The 4,624-nt window shown below is 38.9% G+C and carries 6 protein-coding genes; 5 read left to right on the top strand and 1 reads right to left on the bottom strand.

Translation table 11 applies throughout. From position 1 onward, the window contains the following. The 5 genes from AC3LHT_RS09030 to AC3LHT_RS09010 all read left to right on the top strand — a co-directional run. On the top strand, positions 1-352 hold a 352-nt coding region (locus AC3LHT_RS09030), incomplete at its 5' end, for an MgtC/SapB family protein (protein WP_488662656.1). 152 nt (positions 353-504) lie between these two features. Continuing rightward, positions 505-969 (top strand): OsmC family protein, encoded by a 465-nt coding sequence (locus AC3LHT_RS09025; RefSeq protein WP_488662655.1) that lies wholly within the window; start codon positions 505-507, stop codon positions 967-969. A 320-nt stretch (positions 970-1,289) separates the two neighbouring features. After that, on the top strand, positions 1,290-2,066 hold the full coding sequence (locus tag AC3LHT_RS09020) for an ABC transporter permease (RefSeq protein ID WP_488662657.1): 777 nt from the start codon (positions 1,290-1,292) through the stop codon (positions 2,064-2,066). Positions 2,067-2,071: 5 nt separating this feature from the next. After that, on the top strand, positions 2,072-2,854 hold the full coding sequence (locus AC3LHT_RS09015; protein WP_488662654.1) for an ABC transporter permease: 783 nt from the start codon (positions 2,072-2,074) through the stop codon (positions 2,852-2,854). A 214-nt stretch (positions 2,855-3,068) separates the two neighbouring features. Then, positions 3,069-4,034 carry an ABC transporter ATP-binding protein gene (locus AC3LHT_RS09010; RefSeq protein WP_488662653.1) on the top strand — a complete coding sequence of 322 codons (966 nt, stop codon included), beginning with the start codon at positions 3,069-3,071 and terminating at the stop codon, positions 4,032-4,034. 76 nt (positions 4,035-4,110) lie between these two features. Here AC3LHT_RS09010 and AC3LHT_RS09005 read toward each other — a convergent pair. After that, positions 4,111-4,624, bottom strand: a 514-nt coding sequence (locus tag AC3LHT_RS09005; protein WP_488662652.1) for a hypothetical protein, incomplete at its 5' end; no start/stop codon positions are given.

Genomic DNA, 4,624 nt, shown 5'->3' with positions numbered 1-4,624 from the left:
GGTAACGGCAGCAATTGGCATGGGTTTTGTAGCTGGAGAATATCTCATTTCTTCCTCTGCAACTGGTATTGTATTGTTGATAGTCGTTGCTTTCAAAAGGGTTGACTTATTTGCTGGTAAGGGAAGCAAGCAAACAGTTACGATAGAAATGCACAAGGAACATGCTATGGAAAGGCTCGCAAAAAAGCTCGACAAATTGAAAATAACCCCCCTTCATATTGAAATAGAAACCGATGAAGACAGTATAAGCTTTGAGTTTGTCATATCGGATGAAGACTACAAGATCTTGAAGAGAAATATCGTTGAATTCGCCAGTATTGAAGGGATAAATTCGATAGACCTTGGCGATTAAACTCTCATTTCCTTCATTGACTACCTAATCTTCTTGGGCTTTTTATTCTCACCGTTCTTTAGGAAATTACGCGTTGTTTAATTCGGAGTAATATAGTCGTGTTGTATACCATATATACTTTTAGTGAAATAAATCACAAAGGAGGTGCTTTTATGAGCAGAGATAGTATATTCAAAGTATCAGCAAAATCAGAAAATTCAACCAAGACAACAGTAAAAGCCAGAAACTTCAGCATAGTTATTGACGAACCACCCATACTGGGCGGTAAAGATGAAGGCGCCAATCCGGTTGAATATGTACTCGCCGCACTAGCTGGCTGCCTCAACGTTGTCGGACACGTAGTTGCCAAGGAAATGGACATTCAGATAAAAAATCTTGAATTTGAGCTTTCGGGCTTTCTTAACCCCGAAAAATTCATGGGAAGAGAAACACCTGACAGGGCTGGTTACAAAAACATCGAAGTTAAGGTTTATATTGATTCCGATGCAGATGAATTGACACTGTCAAAATGGCTTAAGGCAATAGAGCAAAGATGTCCTGTTTCTGATAACATTGCAAATTCCACGCCGATCGAATTTAGCCTAAATTTCAAATCTGAAACCGAAATCGCTGGATAAATAACAATCAATTTCAAAACATTCATATCACTCTAAGTCACCGAATTCGCTCTTGAAAGTTCAAGACACTTGCATCTTCGAATAAAACTGCTATAATAGTGGAACCGGCATATCTTTGCCGGTTCCTTTTGTAGTTTTGAGCTTGTCGCTCTCGAAATCGATGTAAATTAATTTTTTCTTTTGTTGATTGACACTACTAAATGTCTTCGATCAAGTGTTTTTAAAACCTTTTCATTATATCTACCTACAAAAATCGCAAAGTACCACTCTGCCTTATCTTTTTTGTGCAAAAAAGCACAAAGGACATTAAAGAATTGGAGGTGGTTCTTTTCAAAGCTGGGTTAGCCATTTTAAGAAATTCCTTTTTGAGAAACAGAATTTATCTGTTGAACCACCTTATCAGCAACGCCGGGAGCTTTGTGTTCGGCTATATTTTTGTAAGCATTTGGAGAGCCATTCTTGGAAATTCCCCGGAGTCATCCCAAATGGTAACCTATGTGATGGTGAACCAGTCTGGTCTTTGGATCACAATGTTCCTTCCATATGGAGCATTCTTGTTCCAAAAAGTAAGGGATGGAACGATCGCTTTTGAGCTGTTAAAACCTTATGGACTAATATATTTATCCTTTTACGAGGTTCTAGGGCATGTGGTTTATAATTTTTTCTTTCGGTATTTACCGATTTTCTTCCTCGGTTTCTTTTTGCTGGGGGTTAGGCTGCCATCACCGGGGCAAATAGTACCTTACGGAATATCAATAGCAATGGCTTTCATTATTTCCTTTTTCCTGAACTACTTTATCGGACTATGGAGTTTGAGATTTTTAGGCATTTCTGGAGCTCAATCGCTTTACTATTTTCTCATGAATTTTCTCTCGGGTTACATGTTGCCTGCGAAATATTATCCGGATTTTTTAAAGAGAATAATGCCTCTTACTCCTTTCGCAGCAACGAGTTATATTCCAGGTTCGCTTTATCTTGGCAAAATAACTTTCTCAGAAGGCATCACGCTGCAATTGTTCTGGGTAGCAGTGCTTTTCCTTTTTGCGTTGATTCTAACAAAACTTACTCAAAAGAAATTGCAAATCCAAGGAGGCTGAGGATTTTGTCAGCAAAGGTCTTTAAAGCCCTCTTCATAGCTAGTCTAAAAAAAGAAATCGAATACAGGTTCAACTTCGTTTTCGATACCATAACTTCCGGATTGGCTGTTTTTTCTGATTTTCTGATTATTGCTGTAATCATGTTCAGATTTAAAAGCATGGCCGGATGGTCTTTGGGTGAGGTAGCTTTGATCTATTCAATTGTTGAAGCCGGTTGGGGACTTTTTAGAACCTTTGGTGAGGGATTGCACCGTTTTCAGGAATTTACGCTCAGCGGTAGATTCGACGTCTTACTAATTAGGCCTATATCAACTATCACACAGGTCATGCTTCAGCGATTTCAATTTAGAAGATTAGGCATTCTCGCTCAAGCAATAGCAGTTGGGATTTTTGGAGCTGTCTTCACTGGATTGGCTTCACCTGGATTTTTCTTATTGTACACGTGCCTTGTGTTGCTATCAGCGCTACTGACTTTTGAAATCTCTTTAATACTTGCTGCGATAGCTTTCTGGACCGTAAGAAACGAGGACATCGTTGTCCTTGGGGTTTATTCTATGAGAACGGCTTCTTCCTACCCATTAACTATATACACAAATTTCGTGAAGCAAGCTCTCACTTTTATCATTCCCCTCGGCACTGCCGCATTTTATCCTGTTTCTTATCTCACAGGCAAGACAAATTCCATTCTTGCCCTCTTCTCGCCAATGATTAGTTTTATACTTTTTCTTCCCATAAGCATTGGATTGTGGAAGTTAGGTGAAAAGCATTACTCAAGTACCGGGACTTAAAGGACATCCGATAAATAGTACTAAATAGTACAAAAAGATGTCTTGCGCTGCGTAACACAGGCTGTACTATCGATTATCCGTGAAGGATTCACCGAATACTTATATCAGTCGAGGACCACTAGGTCCATAATCATATACAGAATAATACTTCGTTTTATACTCTACAATACCATATAATGCTAAATTAATTTACTGCTCTAAAGGAGGTGAGTTCATGAACAAATACATTGAGGTTTCCGATCTTTGTAAAGACTATACACTTTACAAAAGAAAGATTTTCAAACGAGAAAAAGAAATAATACACGCCGTTAGAAACGTCAGTTTTAGCGTTAAAAAAGGCGAATTCTTGGGCTATATTGGGCCAAACGGTGCAGGAAAATCCACCACCATTAAAATGCTCACAGGAATACTCACCCCCACATCTGGAAAAGTAAAAGTTGCAGGCTTTTGCCCTTGGAAAGAAAGGAAGAAGTATGTGAGGAACATTGGCGTTATTTTCGGGCAGAAAACACAGATGTGGTGGGATCTGCCCGTAAAGGATACGTACAAAGTCCTGAAGGCTATATACAGGGTTCCAGAAGCTAAATTCAAAAAGCAGTTGAGTTTTCTTATAGACAGACTCGAAATAATGCAATTCTACGAGCAGCCAGTCAGGCAATTGAGCCTTGGTCAAAGGATGAGAGCGGAATTGGCAGCATGTATGATACATGATCCTGAAATATTATTTCTCGATGAACCTACGATTGGCCTTGATGTTGTATCAAAGCACAGGGTTCTGAGTTTTCTAAAAGAACTCAACGCTGAAGGAAAAACGATTTTTCTCACAACTCACGATCTGAATGATATCGAAGCCCTCTGTGAAGAAATTCTTATAATCAACCATGGGAGATTGATATACAAAGGTAGTTTAACCGCATTGAAAAAAAGGACTTCTCTCCCACGATTATTGAAGATAAGATTAAAAGAGGGCTACTATACCCTTTCTCAAAGTCAGAAAAAATTCATAGATGCTTACAATGGAGAATTCAATGAACAGGAAGGAGAAATTGTAATAAAAATCGAAAACACTCACAAACCCGCGATTTTGGCAAGAGAAGTTCTCCAGAAATTCGAAATAGAAGATTTCAAGATTCAGGATCCAGGAATTGAAGAAGTTGTAAGGGATATTTATAAAAACTGAGTATAAAAAAACCTCGCGCTTTCATAAAGCGCGAGATTTTATTCCCGGATTGTCAGGACTTGTCAGAAGTGGCAAACTATTTCTCAGCCATTTTATAATCCAACAGCGTTACCGTCATGTTATCATCGTAGGACACGCTTTTGATTATAAGGGGTATTTCTGGGTTAATCACCCAGGAAAACACAGGTTCTTTTTCCTCATCATAAAGCACCACTTTTTGACCTTTGTATTTACCGACTTTTTCTTCACCTTCATACCTAATCGTTCCGAACCCCATTATTTTCATGGGAATCATCTCATCAAAATCTAGATAGTTGAGCATCATCATGCCAAGTGGGTTCATAAAAAACATAGTGATATACCCATAAAAGCCTCCTGTCAGCATAACCATGTCAAGCGGTTCATCCGGAAATTCCCGTACAATCTGGTTGGTCACAGTATAGCCGTTATCGGTTTTCTTGATGTACGTGGTTATGTTGAAGACTGTTGTTGCATCATTATCTTCAGGAATTTCGTAGCTATAAGCCACATATTCGAACTCTCTGTAATCCGTAGCGGGCTGCCAGGCTCCAAAAATCAAAGCACTAAAA

Source organism: Kosmotoga sp. (genome assembly GCF_982836095.1).
This window is presented reverse-complemented; position numbering and strand designations above follow the sequence as displayed.

Excerpts from the sequence above, each read along its gene's own strand:
- AC3LHT_RS09025 (WP_488662655.1), top strand. The coding sequence starts at position 505 with ATGAGCAGAGATAGTATATTCAAAGTATCAGCAAAATCAGAAAATTCA.
- AC3LHT_RS09010 (WP_488662653.1), top strand. The coding sequence starts at position 3,069 with ATGAACAAATACATTGAGGTTTCCGATCTTTGTAAAGACTATACACTT.